General features: G+C 62.2%; 17 protein-coding genes and 1 pseudogene. 6 read left to right on the top strand and 12 right to left on the bottom strand.

Annotated elements, in window-relative coordinates:
• Positions 1-18: 18 nt before the first annotated feature.
• From NMA58_RS00310 to dapD, 3 genes are all read right to left on the bottom strand, one after another.
• Entirely contained in the window at positions 19-615 is a 597-nt protein-coding gene (locus tag NMA58_RS00310) for a hypothetical protein (RefSeq protein ID WP_085776754.1), read from the bottom strand.
• Positions 602-1,795, bottom strand: coding sequence for a succinyl-diaminopimelate desuccinylase (gene dapE, locus NMA58_RS00315; protein ID WP_434713469.1), 1,194 nt, complete (start codon positions 1,793-1,795; stop codon positions 602-604). The genes NMA58_RS00310 and dapE overlap by 14 nt, the downstream gene beginning before the upstream one ends.
• Before the next feature lie 101 nt (positions 1,796-1,896).
• Entirely contained in the window at positions 1,897-2,757 is an 861-nt protein-coding gene (gene dapD / locus NMA58_RS00320; protein WP_097599424.1) for a 2,3,4,5-tetrahydropyridine-2,6-dicarboxylate N-succinyltransferase, read from the bottom strand.
• A gap of 194 nt (positions 2,758-2,951) precedes the next feature.
• Here dapD and NMA58_RS00325 point away from each other — a divergent pair, with 194 nt between their 5' ends.
• On the top strand, positions 2,952-3,833 hold the full coding sequence (locus NMA58_RS00325) for an LOG family protein (RefSeq protein WP_221127692.1): 882 nt from the start codon (positions 2,952-2,954) through the stop codon (positions 3,831-3,833).
• A 56-nt stretch (positions 3,834-3,889) separates the two neighbouring features.
• On the opposite strand, the gene NMA58_RS00330 is transcribed toward NMA58_RS00325, so the two are convergent.
• Positions 3,890-4,507, bottom strand: a complete 618-nt coding sequence (locus NMA58_RS00330) for a calcium-binding protein (protein WP_221127693.1) — start codon at positions 4,505-4,507, stop codon at positions 3,890-3,892.
• 108 nt (positions 4,508-4,615) lie between these two features.
• Positions 4,616-5,332 (bottom strand): pyrimidine 5'-nucleotidase, encoded by a 717-nt coding sequence (locus NMA58_RS00335; protein WP_085776758.1) that lies wholly within the window; start codon positions 5,330-5,332, stop codon positions 4,616-4,618.
• Positions 5,333-5,436: 104 nt separating this feature from the next.
• Between NMA58_RS00335 and NMA58_RS00340 the strand changes: the two genes are divergently transcribed.
• The gene (locus NMA58_RS00340) at positions 5,437-6,510 is read left to right on the top strand and encodes a bifunctional transcriptional activator/DNA repair enzyme AdaA (protein WP_183700482.1); all 1,074 of its coding nucleotides are present in this window, start codon (positions 5,437-5,439) and stop codon (positions 6,508-6,510) included.
• On the top strand, positions 6,507-7,277 hold the full coding sequence (locus NMA58_RS00345) for an isocitrate lyase/PEP mutase family protein (protein ID WP_183700480.1): 771 nt from the start codon (positions 6,507-6,509) through the stop codon (positions 7,275-7,277). The genes NMA58_RS00340 and NMA58_RS00345 overlap by 4 nt, the downstream gene beginning before the upstream one ends.
• Before the next feature lie 64 nt (positions 7,278-7,341).
• On the opposite strand, the gene NMA58_RS00350 is transcribed toward NMA58_RS00345, so the two are convergent.
• From NMA58_RS00350 to argB, 3 genes are all read right to left on the bottom strand, one after another.
• Positions 7,342-8,490 (bottom strand): alpha-hydroxy acid oxidase, encoded by a 1,149-nt coding sequence (locus NMA58_RS00350; protein ID WP_221127696.1) that lies wholly within the window; start codon positions 8,488-8,490, stop codon positions 7,342-7,344.
• A 109-nt stretch (positions 8,491-8,599) separates the two neighbouring features.
• Positions 8,600-8,971, bottom strand: coding sequence for a VOC family protein (locus tag NMA58_RS00355; protein WP_285191869.1), 372 nt, complete (start codon positions 8,969-8,971; stop codon positions 8,600-8,602).
• 544 nt (positions 8,972-9,515) lie between these two features.
• Complete coding sequence (argB, locus tag NMA58_RS00360) at positions 9,516-10,403, bottom strand: acetylglutamate kinase (RefSeq protein WP_011423809.1); 888 nt, start codon at positions 10,401-10,403, stop codon at positions 9,516-9,518.
• A gap of 145 nt (positions 10,404-10,548) precedes the next feature.
• Here argB and NMA58_RS00365 point away from each other — a divergent pair.
• Together NMA58_RS00365 and NMA58_RS00370 are read left to right on the top strand one after the other, a co-directional pair.
• A pseudogene (locus NMA58_RS00365) lies at positions 10,549-11,083 on the top strand (sigma-70 family RNA polymerase sigma factor).
• Complete coding sequence (locus NMA58_RS00370) at positions 11,080-11,799, top strand: anti-sigma factor (protein WP_434711941.1); 720 nt, start codon at positions 11,080-11,082, stop codon at positions 11,797-11,799. The pseudogene NMA58_RS00365 and the gene NMA58_RS00370 overlap by 4 nt, the downstream one beginning before the upstream one ends.
• Positions 11,800-11,959: 160 nt before the next feature.
• Here the strand turns inward: NMA58_RS00370 and yihA are convergent, their stop codons facing one another.
• From yihA to rpmH, 4 genes are all read right to left on the bottom strand, one after another.
• Positions 11,960-12,613, bottom strand: a complete 654-nt coding sequence (gene yihA, locus NMA58_RS00375; RefSeq protein WP_434711942.1) for a ribosome biogenesis GTP-binding protein YihA/YsxC — start codon at positions 12,611-12,613, stop codon at positions 11,960-11,962.
• A gap of 140 nt (positions 12,614-12,753) precedes the next feature.
• A complete protein-coding gene (yidC, locus tag NMA58_RS00380) occupies positions 12,754-14,547 on the bottom strand; it encodes a membrane protein insertase YidC (RefSeq protein ID WP_434711943.1) in 1,794 nt (597 codons plus the stop codon).
• Positions 14,547-14,948 (bottom strand): ribonuclease P protein component, encoded by a 402-nt coding sequence (gene rnpA / locus NMA58_RS00385; protein WP_434711944.1) that lies wholly within the window; start codon positions 14,946-14,948, stop codon positions 14,547-14,549. The genes yidC and rnpA overlap by 1 nt, the downstream gene beginning before the upstream one ends.
• A gap of 21 nt (positions 14,949-14,969) precedes the next feature.
• The gene (rpmH, locus tag NMA58_RS00390; protein WP_008524438.1) at positions 14,970-15,104 is read right to left on the bottom strand and encodes a 50S ribosomal protein L34; all 135 of its coding nucleotides are present in this window, start codon (positions 15,102-15,104) and stop codon (positions 14,970-14,972) included.
• A 416-nt stretch (positions 15,105-15,520) separates the two neighbouring features.
• Here rpmH and NMA58_RS00395 point away from each other — a divergent pair, with 416 nt between their 5' ends.
• Positions 15,521-17,518, top strand: coding sequence for a methyl-accepting chemotaxis protein (locus NMA58_RS00395; RefSeq protein WP_434711945.1), 1,998 nt, complete (start codon positions 15,521-15,523; stop codon positions 17,516-17,518).
• Positions 17,519-17,754: the final 236 nt, after the last annotated feature.

Below are 17,754 nucleotides of genomic sequence, written 5' to 3' on the forward strand. Positions count from 1 at the left end.
CGCCGCCGCCGAGGCTGGTCAGGCGGGGTAGATGCCGAGAAAGTGCTGCAGATATTCCGAAAGGATCATCGATGGCACCAGCAGCACCAGCGTCAGCGCCCCGACCATCAGCGCGTGATCGTGGCAGATCATTCTGAGAATGCGCGCCAAAGCGAAGACCTGCGCCAGCATGAAGGCGAGCAGCAGCAGCGAGACGAGGCCGACCGTGCCGGGCAGGAAGAACACCAGCGCCAGCAGCAGACCGTTGATATAGGAGAGCGGCACGCCGAGCCAGTTGACGCTGACGACGACGGGGGCGAAGCGCTCGCCCATGCGGAAGGCAAGCAGCAGCAGCCCGGCAAAGACCAGCGGCACGAACCAGTTGGCGACCTCGACAAGGCCGAGCCTGATGTAGAAGGCAAGATCGACATCGGCCTCCGGCGGCATCGACCGCAGGAAGGCCTGTCGCCACCAGAGCCAGGAAATACCCATCGGCGGCAGGCACCAGGCCATCGCCCAGAACGACCGGTTGACGCCGCGCTCCGACAGATCGAGGAAGCGGAAGCCGCGCGGATCCATCCGGATCAGCAGCCAGAGGCCGGCCAGGTAGTACTGAACTTCTCTAAGACCCGGCATGGGCGAACCAGCGGTCGATGAAGGTCTCGTAGATCGCCGTCAGCGTCTCCAGATCGGCAACAGTGACGCGCTCGTCGACCATGTGCATCGTCTGGCCGACCAGGCCGAACTCGACGACCGGGCAATAATCCTTGATGAAGCGCGCATCCGACGTGCCGCCGGTGGTAGAAAGCGCCGGTGACCGGCCGACGACGCTTTCGACGGCAGACGACAGCGAAGCAATCAGGGCGTTGTTGCGGGTCAGGAAGACATGGCTCGGCCGGTCCGCCCAGACGATATCGTATTTGACTGGCTCGCGGCCCGGACGCAGCTGGCCATGGCCGGCGGCGGCTTCGAGCCGGCGCAGGATTTCGGCGCGCAGCGTCTCGACGGTCCAGCTGTCGTTGAAGCGGATATTGAAGCTTGCCGATGCCTTTGCCGGAATGACGTTCGTCGCAGGATTGCCGACATCGACCGTCGTCACTTCGAGGTTCGACGGCTGGAAATCGTCGGTGCCGCCATCGAAAGGCGGATCCATCAGCGCCTGCGTCAGCTGCAGTATACCGCGCACCGCATTGTCGGCGAGGTGCGGGTAAGCGGCATGGCCCTGAACGCCATGTACGATGATCCTGCCCGATAGCGAGCCGCGCCGGCCGATCTTGATCATGTCACCGAGCCGGTCCGGATTGGTCGGTTCTCCGACAAGGCAGGCGTCCCAGCGTTCGCCGCGCTCCGCCGCCCATTGCAGCAGTTTGATCGTGCCGTTGATCGCCGGGCCCTCTTCGTCGCCGGTAATCAGGAAAGAGAGTGAGCCGGCAGGCGGCCCGTTCTTTTCGATGTGGCGGGCAACGGCGGCGACGAAACAGGCGATGCCGCCCTTCATGTCGACGGCGCCGCGGCCGAAGAGTTCGCCCTTTGATATCTCCGCGGCAAAAGGCGGGTGCGTCCAGGCGGCTTCATCGCCAACCGGCACGACATCGGTATGGCCGGCAAACATCAAGTGCGGGCCGTTGCTGCCGAGGCGGGCATAAAGGTTCTCGATATCGGGCGTTCCCTCTTCGCTCGCTCTCACTTTGTCGACTTTGAAGCCAAGCGGCGCAAGCATCGCCGCGAGGGCCGTCAGCGCGCCGCCTTCGGCTGGTGTGACGGAGGGGCAGCGAATCAGCGTCTGCAGATTGGCGACGGGATCGGTAACGGTCATGGCGGTCGAATTATCCAGCGGCAATGGCAAAGACATGGCAAGGCGGGGCCGCCTCGCGCAAAAAGACGCCGTCTGTTTACCGGATCAATCTCCCGATGTCATCAATCGCGAAGCAGCTCGTTGATACCAGTCTTGGAGCGGGTCTGTTCGTCGACGCGCTTGACGATGACGGCGCAGTAGAGATGCGGCGCCGGCTGGCCGTTTGCCATCGTCGCGTTGGCCGAGGCCATCGAGCCGGCGACGACGACGGAATAGGGCGGCACTTCGCCGTACATCACCTCGCCGGTGGCGCGGTCGACAATTTTGGTCGACTTGCCGATATAGACGCCCATGCCGAGCACCGAGCCTTCGCGGATGATGCAGCCTTCGACCACTTCGGAACGGGCGCCGATGAAGCAATTGTCTTCGATGATGGTCGGGCCGGCCTGCATCGGTTCGAGCACGCCGCCGATGCCGACGCCGCCGGACAGATGCACATGTTTGCCGATCTGCGCGCAGGAGCCGACCGTCGCCCAGGTGTCGACCATCGTGCCTTCGCCGACATAGGCGCCGAGATTGACGAAGGAGGGCATCAGGATCGCATTCGGGGCGATATAAGCCGAGCGGCGCACGACGCAGTTCGGAACGGCGCGGAAGCCCGCGGCGCGGAACTGGGTTTCGCCCCAGTTCTCGAACTTCGAGGGGACCTTGTCCCACCAGACGGAATTGCCCGAGCCGCCCTTGACCACTTCCATGTCGTTGAGGCGGAAGGACAAGAGCACCGCCTTCTTCAGCCACTGATTGACCGTCCAGGCGCCATCGGCGCCGCGGGTCGCCACGCGGGCCTTGCCGGAATCGAGCAGATCGAGCGCCGCTTCGACCGCATCGCGGACCTCGCCCTTCGTCGAGACGTTCACATTATCGCGATTGTCGAAGGCCGCTTCGATGGTCTTTTCCAGGGATGCGAGGTCGGTGGCGCTCATGAGAATTCCTTAAACTTCGATGTTTATCGTGGAGACGGCGGAGTCTCCGGACATGCGATCGGCGTGGGTTTGTCCTGCTCTACAGCATGCACGCGTAGAACGGAATGATTTTTCGAACAAGATCATACCTGGATTCAAGGCGTTATAGCGACATATCCGGTTTCACGGCCGGCAATACTGAAAGGCATTTCGACATGGCGAAGGGACGAAACGGCGGTTCTAGGCGCAAGGACGGCGTATGGGACCCGTTGAAGAGCAGCTCGACCGACAGGCAGCGCGCCGAGGCCGTGCCGAAGACGCCGCAGACGCTGTCGCCGGCCTATCGCCTAGCCTATGTCGACGAGGATTTCCTCTGCCGTGAGGAGTTGCGGCCGATCCGCCTGCAACTGGAACTGCTGAAGACGGAGATGATGCTGACCGAGCGCGGCATCCGGTCGACCGTCGTCATGTTCGGCGGCGCCCGCATTCCCGCTCCCGGCCAGAGTGCCTGGGCGGCGCGCAACGAGATCCAGCGCGCCAATCTGGAGGCGGCCTCCGTCTATTATGACGAGGCGCGCAAATTTGCCCGTCTCTGCTCGAAATATTCGGCGGGCTTCGACTTTCAGGAATATGTCATCGTGACCGGCGGCGGCCCCGGCGTCATGGAGGCCGGCAATCGCGGTGCGGCCGACGAAGGCGCGCCGTCGATCGGTCTCAACATCGTGCTGCCGCACGAGCAGGCTCCGAACGTCTATGTCACGCCCGAACTCAGCTTCAATTTTCACTATTTCGCCATTCGCAAGATGCATTTCATGGTGCGCGCCAAGGCGATCGCGGTCTTCCCCGGCGGTTTCGGAACGCTCGATGAATTCTTCGAATGTCTGACGCTGATCCAGACCGGCCGCATGGAGCGTCTGCCGCTGATCCTTTTCGGCGAGGCCTTCTGGCGCCGCATCATCAATTTCGACGCCCTGGCGGAATTCGGCACGATCGCGCCGGATGACGTCAAGCTGATAAGCTTCGTCGACACGGCTGACGCCGCGTGGAAGATCGTCCAGGAGTTCTACGAACACCGCGAACCGGGCCAGAGTCTCTGAGATATGCTCTTTCCCCGTCGGATGGGGAAAGAGCAGGGGCAACGGTTCGTCCGCGCTTACAGCAGCGGCCGATCCGGCATGTCGTCGATCGAGATGACGCCATCCTTGTTGCGGTCCATGCGCGTGAACAGCTTGTCGAAGGCGGCCACGGCCTCCTGTTTGGAAATCTGCCCGTTCTCGTCGGTGTCGATCCGATGCATGATCATCGAAGCGCGCATGATATTGCCGCCATGGCGCATCCAGCGATGACCGTCATGGCCGTCGCGCGGCCGCTGCCCGGATTCGCTGTCCGGCATGTCGGGCGCGGCATTCGCGTCCTTCTCGTCGCCGGCGTCCTGTTTGTGCTGATCTCTCATCGCCTGCAGCTGCGTCTGCCGGTACTGCCGGATTTCGCCGGGCGTCAGCGACCCGTCATTGTTGGTGTCGATCGCCGCGAAAATCTTGTCGAGGCCGCTCGTCGCCTCCTCCTTGGAGACCTTTCCATCCTTGTTCGCGTCGAACTGCTTGAGCATGCGGACATAGGTGATTTCGAGGAAGGCGTCGCGGCCCGGGCGGTCCATGCCGGTATGATGCGGGCGCGGCCCGTCGCCCGGCGCGGCAAAGCTTGCGCCGGTTGCAGCGCCGAAGATTAGGACGGAGGAGAGCGCTGCCAGTATCAGCTTGTTGCGGTACATCGTGTTTCCCTTTCGTAAGGTGTCCCCTCACGAAAGAAGCTATGGCAGCGGGCCTGAAAGACCCAGTTAAACATCGGTAAGCTGTGTGAAACTTTCGTAACCTGGCGGTCAGCCGCCGGATCTGGTCACCTTGCCGAGAAACGCGACGAGGTCGTCGGTGACGAAATCGATGTGATCCTCGTCGCCGCTGGTCTTTTCCCACCATTCGACAACCGTTTCTTCCAGGTTGCGCGGCACAAGCAGCACGGTTTGCATGCCGAGCGCCTTCGGTACCGTCAGATTGCGCGGCAGATCCTCGAACATCGCCGCCTTGTTCGTTTCGACCCGCTTCAGCGCCGCAAACTTGTCATAGGTCGCCTGCGCCGGCTTCGGCACGTACTCGGCGGCGACGATGTCGAAAATATCGTCGAAATGCTCGAGGATACCGAGCGCTCCGGCGGTCATCTCTGCATGTTTGACGCTGCCGTTGGTAAAGATGAACTTGCGCCCCGGCAGCGCCTTGATCGCTTCGCCGAGTTCCGGCTGCGGCGTCAGCGCCGAATAGTCGATCGCATGCGCCTTTTCGAGGAAGTCGTTCGGATCGATGCCGTGATGGATCATCAGGCCCTGCAGCGTCGTGCCGTGGTCGAGATAATACTGCTTCTGCAGCTTGCGCGCTTCTTCCCGCTCCATCTGCAACAGCGCCGCGACATAGGCGGTCATGTTCTTGTCGATCTGCGCGAAGAGATTGATGTGATGGGGATAGAGCGTGTTGTCGAGATCGAACACCCAATCTGTCACGTGTTCGAAATCGGCTTTTTCAGGCGTACGGTCGATCTTGGTCATGGCCGCCCTTATGGCACGGCTGGTCGCCCAAGGAAATCGACAGAGAAAAAATAGACGCCCGATTTTCGGCGGACGCGGCAGGCCAGGGATGTTAGAAAGCGGTCATGCTTTTCGAACGCCCCGACGATGACACGCTCTATGATGCCCTGATCGCGCGCAGCGCCGAGTATGAGGGCCAGGCCTATGTCTGCGTCAAGACGACAGGCATCTTCTGCCGTCTGACCTGTCCGGCGCGCAAGCCGAAGCGGGAAAATACGCTGTTCTTCGAGACAATCGCCGCCTGCATGCATTCCGGCTTCCGCCCCTGCCGGCGCTGCAGGCCGTTGGAGCAACCGGGCAGGGAGCCGGTCGTCGATCTGTTGCTTGCCGCACTCGACGACGAGCCGGAGGTTCGCTGGAGCGAGGAGGAGCTCGTGCGCCGCGGCCATGATCCCTCGACCGTGCGGCGCGCCTTCAAGCGGGCGCTCGGCATGACCTTCCATGACATCGTCCGTTATATCAGGCTCGGCGAAGCGGCCCGGCAGCTGGCGGATGGGGCGCGTGTCATCGATGCCCAGATCGACGCGGGGTACGAATCTCCGAGCGGTTTCCGGGCGGCGTTCCAGCGGCTCGTCGGCAAGGCGCCGGCACTCTCGCAGAATCGCGAACTGCTTTTTGCCGACTGGTTCGATACGCCGCTCGGGCCGATGATCGCGGTCGCCGACAAGACGCGTCTGCATCTTCTCGAATTTCACGATCGCAAGGCGCTACTGAGCGAACTCGAAGCGCTGCAGAAGCGCGTTCGCTCCTCCCTCGCAATCGGCCGCACCCCCGCGATAGATCAGATCGAGGGGGAGATCCGCGATTATTTCGAAGGCCGGTTGACCGTCTTCAGGACGCCTCTGGCGCTTGGCGGCACGCCCTTCGAAAAGCATGTCTGGGCAAAGCTGATGGAGATCCCGGTCGGGCAGACGCGCGCCTATGGCGATCTCGCCAGGGAGATGGAAAGGCCGGAGGTCGTACGGGCAGTCGGCCGCGCCAATGGCGCCAACCAGCTTGCCATCATCGTGCCCTGTCATCGTATCCTCGGTGCGGACGGCTCGCTGACCGGCTACGGCGGCGGCCTCTGGCGCAAGCAATGGCTGCTGCGCCACGAAGAGAAGATCAGCATGGAGACAAGGATGGAGGAGACAGCATGAACCGGACTGAAAAGGCCAAGGCATTCGGCGCGCTTCACAAGAAGGGCGACCCGATCGTCCTCTACAATATCTGGGATGCTGGGACGGCGAAGGCCGTCGCCGATGCCGGCGCCAAGGCGCTTGCCACCGGAAGCTGGTCGGTTGCCGCAGCTCATGGCTTTGCCGACGGCGAGAAACTGCCGATGTCGGTGCTTGTAGAGACGGCGAAATCCATCACCGATGCCGTCGACCTGCCGCTTTCGGTCGATTTCGAAGGGGCTTATTCGGCAGACCCTCAGGGTGCGGCCGCCAATGTCGCCAAGCTGATGGAGGTCGGCGTCATCGGCATCAATTTCGAGGATCGGGTGGTTGCGGGCGAGGGGCTCTATCCGGTCGAAAGCCAGGCGGCCCGCATCCGCGCCATTCGCGCCATGGCCGACAGCAAAGACATGCCTTTCTTCGTCAATGCCCGTACCGACCTCTTCCTGGCCGAGAGCGACCTCTCCAAACATACCGGCCTGGTGGATGAGGCGATCGAGCGGGGCAGGGCCTACGCCGCGGCCGGCGGCAGCGGCTTCTTCGTTCCGGGCCTGATCGATCCCGCCTTGATCGAAAAGATCTGCGCAGCCTCGTCGCTGCCGGTCAACATCATGATGCGGACGGGCGCGCCTGACGTGAAAACATTGGCAAAGCTCGGCGTCGGCCGCATCAGCTACGGCCCGGGACCATACCGGTCGATGATGGAAAAGCTGAAGCAGGAGGCCGCGGCGATCTACAGCCTACTCTGAGCGGGCTGCGGCGGGGGCCGCATCCGCATGAAACGCTGCGGCCCGTAATCACATGCTGCGCCGCTCAGGAACGGAAGCGCAGATTGCGCCGCGTCAGCTGGTCGACCGAGGTGCAGCCCATCAGCTTCATGTCACGCTCGAGCTCGGTGCGCATCGTCTCCAGCGCCCGCTCCACGCCCGGCTGGCCGGCCGCTGCCAGCGGGAAGAGGTAGTAACGGCCGAGCCCGACGGCCTTGGCCCCCAGCGACAGCGCTTTGAGAACATGCGTTCCCCGCTGAACGCCGCCATCCATCATGACGTCGATCCGGTCGCCGACGGCATCGACGATCTCGGCCAGCTGATCGAAGGCGCTGCGCGAGCCGTCGAGCTGGCGGCCGCCATGGTTGGACAGCACGATGCCGGTGCAGCCGATCTCGACCGCGCGCTTGGCGTCCTCCACCGACATAATGCCCTTCAGGCAGAATTGCCCACCCCAGGCCTGTACCATGTCGGCCACGTCGTTCCACGACATGGAGGGATCGAGCATTTCGGTGAAATAGCGACTGATCGACAGCGCGCCGCCATCCATCTTGACATGGTTTTCGAGCTGCGGCAGCCGGAAACCCTCATGCGTCAGCCAGCCGATCGCCCAGGAGGGCTTGATCGCAAACTGCATCATGCCGGCGAGATTGAGCTTGAAGGGAATGGAAAAACCCGTGCGCTTGTCGCGCTCGCGGTTGCCGCCGGTGATGCTGTCGACCGTCAGCATCATCGCCTGCACGCCCGCCGTTTTCGCCCGCGCCATCATTTCGTGGTTCAGCCCGCGGTCCTTATGGAAATAGAACTGGTAGACCTGAGGTCCGTCGCTGATCAGCCTGGCCTCCTCCAGGCTGATCGTGCCGAGTGAGGAGACGCCGAACATCGTGCCGTATTTCGCCGCTGCCGCCGCGACCGCCCGTTCCCCCTGGTGGTGAAACAGCCGCTGCAACGCCGTCGGCGAGCAATAGACCGGCATGGCGAGCTTCTGCCCCATGACCGTCACCGACATATCGACATCGGCCACCCCTTTGAGAACATCGGGCACCAGATCACAATTGTCGAAGGCCGCGGTATTGCGCCGATACGTCACCTCGTCATCGGCGGCGCCGTCGATATAGTCGAAGATCGGCCCTGGAAGACGCCGCTTGGCCATGCGCCGGAAATCGTGGAAGTTATAGCAGTCTGTAAGGCGCATCTTTTTGCTCGAGCCGTTTGGTTTTCGGGGCGCAACCTAAAGCACGATTCGAAATCTTGCCAAGGCTTCATTGTACGATTTGCGATCTCTCGGCGCGAAGATTGGCCGCTCATCCCACCCGCCATGGCGGATCGACGCGGTTGGATCCGGCGAAATAGAGAACGACGCGGTTGCCGCCGGGATCGAACAGCTCCGCCTCACGCCACAGCCAGCTCTTGTCCTCCGGCCCGCTTGCGAAGCGAAGTCCGGCTGCGCTAAGCTTGGCGACCGTTTCGTCCAGATCCTCGCACTCGAAATAGACCGTCGTCCCGCCGCCGCCTTTCTCGCCCTGGTGAAGCGAAAAAGTGCTGTCCCCATCGGGGCAGACGAAACGCGCATACCGGGGACGCGCATCGACAACGGGGCGAAGACCGAGGACGCAGTAGAAATGCCAGCCCGCATCGAGGTCAGGCATCGTAACGGTCACCTGATTGAGGCGCATGATCCATATCCTCTGCTGAGGGCGCACCCGCATTGGCTCTGCCTTGCCACGCTTCAATGCCAGTTATTGCATGGGATGCGATCCTTCAACACCTCTTTGCTTCGGCGCGGCATCCTCCAACGTCCCTCATCCTGAGAGCCTGTGAATCTATCGATTTTCCAATTTTTCAATGCGCGTTAAATCAATGACTTAGCTCTCTTGAAAACGACGAAATCCAAAAGATTCACAGACTCTGAGGCGCGCAGGCCGAAGGCCGGAGCCTCGAAGGACATGCGCCAACGCCGCTCCTTTCATTCATCAAACGTCCGAGCACCCGCCCCGCCCTTCGAGGCCCCTGCGGGGCGCCTCAGGGTGAGGCTCTCTTGGGGTTTTGCGCTTATCCTCTGACGCGGCTGATGCAGAGGCTACGCAACCTTGCTCCGGCAAATCCTATGCCGTCGGGTCACCGGATAAGGGAGCGCGGGAGGAGCGTAGAGTTGGGCAGGCGGTGCGCCGGCGTGAGGAAGATGCGCCCTCGTTCCGCTGAAGGGCGCAGAGTCCTTGATCAGGGCACGATCAGCGTTCCGATGCCGTGCTCGGTGAAGATCTCGAGCAGGACGGAATGGGCGGTCTTGCCGTTCAGGATGACGACCCCCTGCACGCCGGCCTTGATCGCATCGATGCAGGTCTCGACCTTCGGGATCATGCCGCCCGAGATCGTGCCGTCGGCGATCAGCGCATGCGCTTCGGCGACTGAAAGTTCCTTGATGAGCTGACCCTTCTTGTCGAGCACACCGGGAACGTCGGTCAAAAACAGCAGGCGGGTGGCGTTGAGCGCGCCGGCAATGGCGCCGGCGAAAGTGTCGGCGTTGATATTGTAGGTCGCGCCGTCGCGGCCCGGCGCCACCGGCGCGATGACCGGTATCATCTCGGAGCGGGCGAGCAGATCGAGCAGCGTGCGGTCGACCTCCACCACTTCACCGACGAAGCCGAGATCGAGCACCCGCTCGATGTTGGAATCCGGGTCCTTGATGGTCTTGCGCGCCTTTTCGGCGAAGACCATGTTGCCGTCCTTGCCGCAAAGGCCGATCGCCCATTCGCCGGTCTGATTGATCAGCGCGACGATCTCCTTGTTGATCGAGCCGGCGAGCACCATCTCGACGATCTCGACCGTCTTCTGGTCGGTGACGCGAAGCCCGCCTTCGAATTTCGATTCGATGCCCATCTTGGTCAGCATCGCGCCGATCTGCGGGCCGCCGCCGTGGACGACGATCGGGTTGACGCCCGACTGCTTCAGAAGCGCGATATCGCTGGCAAAGGCCTTGCCGAGCTCGGGATTGCCCATCGCATGGCCGCCGTACTTCACCACGATCGTCTTGTTTTCATAACGCTGCATGAAAGGCAGCGCCTGGGCGAGAAGACGTGCCTGGATTTCGCTTTCGGACTCGTTCATGGGGACCCCGCAGGAGTTGATCGCGGGCCTTTTATCGCAAGTTTCTGACAGAGGGAATAATCCAGACCGCAATAGTTTTTCGTATGTGGCACGGAGCCAAAGGAGTTGGACCCGCCGGCTGAGCGAGGCACGATATGGGGAACGCATGCAAGGCGATGAGATCAAGGACCTGATCGGCCGCGTCGCGCTCGATCGCCTGGCATTCGCTGTCCTCCACAACCAGACTGCACCGAAACTTTTCGCAATCTGCCTGCGCATCTTGAAGGACCGCACGAAGGCCGAGGATGCCTGCAGGAAGTCTATATCAGCTCTGGCAACGCGCTCGAAGCTTCCAGGCAGCCGCGGGATCGTCCTCGGCGTGGCTGGCCGCAATTGCCCGCAACCGGTCGATCGATCTGCGGCGTGCGCGCAAGCCCGTCACCTACGAACTCGAGAGCGTTTACGATCTTGCCGCTTCCGAACCCGACCCGCAAAGATAGACGGTGACGAAGGATGAAGGAAGGCGGATTGACACCTGCATGGAAGAGTTGGAAGCTGATCGTGCGGTCGCCGTGAAACGGGCTTATGTCGAAGGGCTGAGCTATCAGGAACTGGCGGATCAGTTCGGCGTTCCGCTGAACACGATGCGGACCTGGCTCAGGCGCAGCCTCTTGAAACTGAGAGAGTGCATGGAACGATGACATCGCCCGACAAAAGCAAGGGAAACCGCTCCCGCGACGAGGTCCTCGCCGGTGAATATGTCTTGGGCGTCCTATCGCAGCAGGATCGCCGGGTGGTGGAAGAGCGCATGCGCCGCGATCGGATATTTGCGGCGATCGTCAGCCGTTGGGAAACCAACCTCTCCGCCTTCAACGACGAATATGACGGCGTCGCGCCGAGCCGGGAAACCTTCAAGCAGATCGAGTCCCGGCTGTTCGGCGAGGCCGGAAAACCCGCATCCTTTTCGCAGGGGCTGTGGAATTCGGCGGTCTTCTGGCGCTCATTGGCGTTCGCCTGCATCGTCGTCGCCGTCAGTGCCGTCATCTTCGCCTCCGGCCTTGTGCCGCAGCCGCAGGGGCCGGCACCGCTGGTGGCCGAACTTTCGGGCCAAAACAACGCGATCAATCTCCGCGCCTCCTATGAGATCCAGAGCGGCCGACTGAAGATCGTGCCGGTTGCCGCCGGCAAGCCGGAGGAGAAATCGCTCGAACTCTGGCTGGTGCCGGGCAGCGGCGCGCCGAAATCGCTCGGCATCTTCCAGCCCGGCGAAAGCGGCGAACTCGTCATTCCCGCCGATCTGCGCAATATTGTCGCCGATGGCGCAACCCTTGCCGTCAGCCTAGAGCCTTTCGGCGGCTCGCCGAGCGGACAGGTGACCGGTCCGGTCATTGCGAGCGGCAAGGTGCACCGGCCATAACGATGCCTCGCGCGATGCGATGGCCAGGACCGTCGCCAAGATAATCAAGGACAAGGACAAGGACGAGGGCGTCGTCCACGTCGTCGATAAAGTGCTGTTGCCGACGATGTAAAACTATCCGTATCGGCAGAGGCATCGGGGGCTCTGCGGAGCGCCGCTTTTATTTCCAACCTGCAATGCCGACGGTTTCGGCGATCGCCTGGCGCAGGTCATCGAGCCCGTCACCTTTTTCGGACGAGGTGTACAGCACGTAGGGATAGGCGGCCGGGCGCTTGCGGATCTTTTCCGCCGTGTCGGCCAGAAGCTTCGGCACGGCCGGCGCCTTGATCTTGTCGGTCTTGGTCAGCACCACCTGGTACGAGACGGCCGCCTTGTCGAGCAGGGTCAGAACCTCCTCGTCGTTCTTCTTGATGCCATGGCGGCTGTCGATCAGCACGTAGACGCGCTTCAGCGTCGCGCGGCCGCGCAGGTAATCGAAGACGAGCTTCGTCCACTTGTCGACCTGTTCCTTCGGCGCCTGCGCATAGCCATAACCCGGCATGTCGACGATCGCTGTCGGCGGCAGGTCGCCCGCTTCGCCGGAATATCCGTCCGGTACAAAGTAGTTGAGTTCCTGCGTGCGCCCCGGTGTGTTCGAGGTGCGCGCCAGACCTTTCTGACCGACCAGCGCATTGATGAGGGACGATTTTCCGACGTTCGAGCGTCCGGCAAAGGCCACTTCCGGCGGTCCTTCCGGCGGCAGGAAGTTGAGCGACGGGACGCCGCGGATAAAAATCCATGGCTGGCCGAACAGTGGCTTTTCGTTTTCGGGCATGCGGGCTCGGCAATCTCCGGGTTCAGTCTTCTGTCGGCTTCGTGGTTTTGGCGGCGGATGTCAAGCTTTCAGGCGGGCAGCGTCTTGCTTCACAAGTTGGCCGGAAATGAAAAGCCCCGCCGAAGCGGGGCTTGAAAGCATCATTTCGACGGTGCCGTCTTTCGTCGGAACAGGCCCTTCAGATTGTCGAAGAGTTCGATCTTCACGCCGTGGCGCTTCATGATCACCGACTGCTGGATCACCGACAGCGTGTTGTTCCAGGCCCAGTAGATGACGAGGCCGGCCGGGAAGCTTGCCAGCATGAACATGAACACCAGCGGCATCCAGTTGAAGATCATCGCCTGCGTCGGGTCGGGCGGCGTCGGGTTCATGCGCATCTGCAGGAACATGGTGACGCCCATGATCAGCGGCCAGACGCCGAGATGCAGGAAGGTCGGCGCCTCGAAGGGCAGCAGGCCGAACAGGTTGACGATCGTCGTCGGATCGGGCGCTGAAAGGTCCTTGATCCAGCCGAAGAAGGGCGCGTGCCGCATCTCGATGGTGATATAGATCACCTTGTAGAGCGAAAAGAAGATCGGGATCTGCAGCGCCACCGGCCAGCAGCCGGCGATCGGGTTGATCTTCTCTTCCTTGTAGAGCTGCATCATCGCCTGCTGCAGCCCCATGCGGTCGTCGCCGAATTTCGCCTTCAGCTCCTCCATCTTCGGCTGCATGCGCTTCATGTTCGCCATCGAGGCGTACTGCTTGCTGGCGAGCGGGAAGAACAGCGCCTTGACGACGATCGTGGTGCAGAGGATCGCCACGCCGAAATTGCCGAAGAAGCGATAGAAGAAGTCCATCAGCTTGAACATCGGCTTGGTGATGAAATAGAACCAGCCCCAGTCGATCAGCCGGTCGAACTTCGGGATCGAATAGGAGGCCTCGTAGCCGTCGATGACGGGCACTTCCTTGGCGCCGGCAAAGACGAGGTTCTTGAGCTCGACCGTCTGGCCCGGCGCAACGCTGAAGGCATCGTCCTTATAGTCGGCCTGATAACGCGGCTGACCGTCGGAAAAATAGGAGAAGTGCGCCTCATAGGCTGACGTCTGCGGCGGTACGATCGTCGCCGCCCAGTATTTGTCGGTAATGCCGAGCCAACCGCCGGTGGATTTCGCCGGGGCCACGGCTTCCTTCTCCACGGCGCTATATTTGCTTTCGATCAGGCCGTCGTCGCCGATGACGCCGATAAAACCTTCGTGCAGCACGTAGACGGAGGGGGTCGTCGGCTTGTTGTAACGCGTCACGCGGCCGTAGGAGGAAAGCGAGGCAGGAGCCTGGCCCGAATTCTGAACCTTGTCGGCGACGGTGAACATGTAGCGGTCGTCGACGGAGATCGTGCGGGTGAAGGTCAGGCCCTTGTCATTGGTATAGGAGAGCGTCACCGGCGCCTTCTCGGTGAGCTTGGCGCCCTCCGGCGCTGTCCACAGCGTCGAGGGACCGGGGACCGCACCGGTCGCGGCGCTGCCGATATAGCCGAGCTCGGTGAAGTAACCATCCTTGGTTTCGGCCGGGCTGAACAGCGTGATGGTCGGGCTCGAGTCGTCGACGGTCTCGTGATAGCCCTTGAGCTTCAGGTCGTCGAGCCGGGCGCCGGCAAGGTTGATCGAGCCGGAAAGGGCAGGGGTGTCGATGGCGATACGCGGGGTCTTTTCGAGCGCCTGCTCGCGCGTCGCCGTCGCGGCCGCCTGGCCGGACGGGGCCGCGCCGGTCGTCTGGGCCGGTGCCTGGCCGCCTGCCGCGGGCTGCTGCGTCTGCTCGGTCTGCTGTTGCGCCTTCTGGGCTTCCTGCGCCTTGCGCTGGGCTTCGATGCGCGGATTCATATAGAGAAACTGCCAGCCGAGGACGATCAGCACCGAGAGAGCGATCGCAATGAAATAATTGCGGTTGTTTTCCATCATAGGTTCCTGGGGCGTCCGTCTCCGGGGCGCCGGTGTTTCGGCCTGGTTTCCACGCGGGATTTCAATTCCGCGGCCAATTCCTGGAAGGACGCGTCGAGCACGTCCCTGCGCGCGACAACCACATAGTCGTGTCCGGGCTTCATTGCAAACCCCGCATGAAGCCGCACCGCCTCTTTCAGGCGGCGGCGCATGCGGTTCCGCTCGACCGCGTTGCCATGTTTTTTGGTGACTGTAAAACCGACGCGGGCCTGGCTGTCGGGGTCCTTCCGGTCGAGGACTTCCAGAAGGAAGAGTCCTCCCCGGCGTTTTTCGCCCTCGCGCACGGCAAGAAACTGCGGGCGGCTCTTCAGCCGCCCGACAGCGTGTTTCTTCTCACTGGTCGTCAATTCGCCCGCCATCTCTTATCGGGCAACCCGGCCTTAAGCCGAGAGACGCTTGCGGCCCTGCGCGCGGCGGGCAGCGATGACCTTGCGGCCACCCTTCGTGGACATGCGCGCACGGAAGCCGTGGCGACGCTTGCGAACAAGCTTGGATGGTTGGTAGGTACGCTTCATTTATTTAAACACCGCGGAGTGCGGCCCTTCTTGAATTTGCATGATGCAAGGAGCGTTGTTTTCGAACGGACGGGCCATGAAGGCCTTAGGTGACCGGACGTGCGGCGGCTTATACGGATGAAGCCCGCCAAAGTCAATTATACCAGATCATTTCACGGTTACTGCTGACCGGCCCGCGGTTTCGCACACAAGTATTAACAAGCTTTCTTTGCCCCAGAAGGTTGTACTTTGTCGCCATTGGGGAAGAAAGTCATAAATTTCAGTGAGTTGAGCCTGGGCAGGCGTCGGCATGGCTTATTTTCAGTGGTCATAATCGTAAATATTAGAAATCCAACTTTAATGAATTTCGTCGATAGTCGGCTCATCGGCTGGGAATTTGCTTTCCAGGCAGTTTGGGGTAGCTAGGAGGCACTGCATTGAAGATCCGCGGGAAAATTAATTTGCTGGTTTGCGTGATGGGTGCGGTGGCGCTTCTGATCGGCGCGACGGCATTGTCCGCCATGCGCGAATACAGCCGTAACCTGACGGCCTACGAACAGGCCGCCGCACGCGCCTATGCCGGCGAGCGCCTCAACCGTTTCGTCACCGCTGTCGTCATGGAGTCGCGCGGCATCTATGCGGCGAAGACGATCAAGGATACGCCGAACTTCGCCAAGGGCATCACGGCCGCTCTCGATGAGATCGACAAGGTCATCGCCGGCTGGGCGCCGCTCGTTCCCGAAAGCGAGAAGGCCAACTTCGCCAAGCTCGTCTCCCGCGCCGCTGAATTTCGCACCTTCCGCACGGAAACGGCTCGCCTCGGCACCGAGGTCGGGCCCGAGGCCGCCAGCCAGCAGGGCAATAACGAGGCCAATCGCGCCAATCGCAAGGCCTTTCAGGCTGAAATCGATGCGGTCGTCGCTACCGACAAGGCGGCGCTCGAGGCCGTCAACGCCGAGATCGAAAGTTTCCGCTCCTGGGTCCTGATGCTCGTGCTCAGCATTACCGGCATCGGCATCGCGGTCGGCATCGGCATGGGCTTTTATATCGGCACCAGCCATCTGAGCCGACCAATCAAGCGCGTCACCCACGCGATCAAGGAGGTCGCTAACGGCAATTTCGACGCCGAGGTTCCCTTTGCCGGCCGCAAGGACGAAATCGGCGAGATGGCCGCCGCGGTCGCGGTCTTCAAGGAGAACGGCCTTGCCGTCAAGCGCCTGAACGCTCAGGAGGCGGCGATGCGCGCCAAGAGCGACGATCTGCAGTCGAGCATGTCGGTCGTCGTGGCCGCGGCTGCGGCCGGCGATTTCAGCCATCGCATCGACAAGGACTATCAGGACGAGAACCTCAACCAGTTCGCCGGCAATATCAACACGCTGCTGTCGAGCGTCGATGCCGGGATCGGCGAGACCCGCCGCGTCATCGCAAGCCTTGCCGAAGGCGATCTGACCCAGACGATGAACGGCAATTTCCAGGGCGCCTTCGCCGAGCTGCAGCAGAACGTCAACAACAGCTTCGTAACGCTGCAGGCGACGATGCGCGAAGTGCGCGAGACGACCGAAGCGATGAACGGCAACACATCCGAGCTGCGCAATGCCAGTGACGACCTGTCGAAGCGCACTGAGCAGCAGGCGGCGGCCCTCGAACAGACCTCCGCCGCGCTCGACGAGATCACAGCCGTCGTCCAGAACTCCACCGAGCGGGCGCATGAAGCGACCGTCATGGTTTCAGAAGCCAAGGAAAATGCCGGCCGCTCCGGCGTCGTCGTCCGCAACGCCGTCGAGGCCATGGGCCGCATCGAGCAGGCCTCGCGCGAAATCAGCCAGATTATCAACGTGATCGATGAGATCGCCTTCCAGACCAACCTCCTGGCGCTGAACGCCGGGGTCGAGGCCGCCCGCGCCGGCGAGGCCGGCAAGGGCTTCGCGGTGGTCGCGCAGGAAGTGCGTGAACTCGCCCAGCGTTCGGCGACCGCCGCCAAGGACATCAAGGCACTGATCACCAAATCGGGCGATGAGGTGCAGGTCGGCGTCAAACTCGTCCAGGCGACCGGTGAGGCGCTGTCGGAAATCGGCACCCGCGTCATCGCCATCAACGACCATATCCATTCGATCGCCACGGCCGCGGTCGAACAGTCGACCGGTCTCAAGGAGGTCAATACCGCCGTCAACCAGATGGATCAGGTGACCCAGCAGAATGCTGCAATGGTGGAAGAAACCTCTGCCGCCACGCACCGGCTTTCAGCCGAAGCCAACGGGCTGGTGCACCTCATTGCCCGCTTCAAGCTTTCGGATGCGGTGGCGCCCGTGGCGCTTGTACGCAACGAGCCGCACAGGCAGCCGGTCGCCTCACCCGCCCGCCGCGCGATCGCCAAAGTCGCCCGAGCCTTCGGCGGCAATGCGGCCGCAGCCGAGCAGAGCTGGGAAGAGTTCTGAGACTTCCCAACGCCCGGTAGCTGCCCCTCACACTAACCCTCTCCCCGTAAAACGGGGCGAGGGGACGTGCCAAGCGCGACGTCGAGATGGAGGAGGCCCGTGCGGCATGTCCCTTCGCCCCGTTTACGGGAGAAGGTGCCGGCAGGCGGATGAGGGGCCGCCCGTCGCACCAACCAGAGAGCAATTGCACCAACATAACGAATCACGACGCCGCCTCCGGCAGCACTTCTTTGTGA

This window comes from Rhizobium sp. YTUHZ045 (genome assembly GCF_051124255.1).
Classification (GTDB): Bacteria; Pseudomonadota; Alphaproteobacteria; order Rhizobiales; family Rhizobiaceae; genus Rhizobium.